The sequence below is a fragment of the Aerococcus sp. L_32 genome (assembly GCF_050689315.1).
Map to the genome: position 1 here is coordinate 1 of NZ_JBOEQF010000700.1, position 932 is coordinate 932.

Here is a 932-nt window from a genome sequence, read left to right on the forward strand (position 1 = left end):
GTCCATACCCTACAGATATCGCTAGACCTAGACAGGGTCGTTTTGGGTGGGGGTATTTCAGCCCAGCCACTAGTGTTAAAAGGGGTCCAAGACAAATATGATGCACTACGCCGTGACGTACCATGGTTTAACGACTCATTTGAATCGGTTGAGATTGGTTTATGTAAATATGGTAGTGAAGCCAACCTGATTGGGGCCGTATATCAATTGTTGATAGAAGAATAATGACGAACGACCGCTTAGCTTTTGATGGCGGTCTTTCGTTTTCCCATATTTAACTAGTGATTAGAAGGAGATGACCTAAAATAGCACAAAAAAACCACCTACCGTTGGGAGGTGGTAGGTGGTTTACTTTATAATCTTTCGTTTGGGAGGAGAAAGATTTTATGAAGAAAAGTTTTTTTATTGGGTATGCTTATATAATAGCGCGGACCTTTGAATTTCCCGTGAAGATTTGAGATAAAATATTGAAGAAAATGTGAATTTACAATAAAATGCTGATTTAACGGAGGTTTTAATATGGATTAAAAATAAATGCAATACAAGTTGGATGAACTTAAAAGAATAATGACCATCCAAGGTAGCATTCTCAAGGAATTTACTATAACAGAATAAAGAATTTCAGTTTTCAGTATAAGTGAATTAAATTGTGGATATTCAAGGGATGAAGGATAGTGGTAAATTTTTTTCCAAGAAGGCCTTATGCCATACACACCGCCTCAATTGCGAGGAAGTGCGACAGGGGTTAGGGGAAGATCTGTTTACTAGGGTAGATCTAACAGCAAGTAAATACGAAATGATCGAGGAATAATCCAATTCCAAGGCAATAACTTGAAAAAAGGGCAACTACAATCTTCTTATCGTTCACATTTTTTGTGTATTTTCGGATAGAGAAAAAAATTTTCATGTTTTTTAAACTTTTTTCAGAAATA

Annotated in this window: 1 pseudogene; it reads left to right on the top strand. The window is 36.3% G+C overall.

Features of this window, described 5'->3' with window-relative positions:
- A pseudogene (locus ACRCJ0_RS15810) lies at positions 1–225 on the top strand (ROK family protein); the annotation flags it as partial.
- Between the last annotated feature and the right edge of the window lie 707 nt (positions 226–932).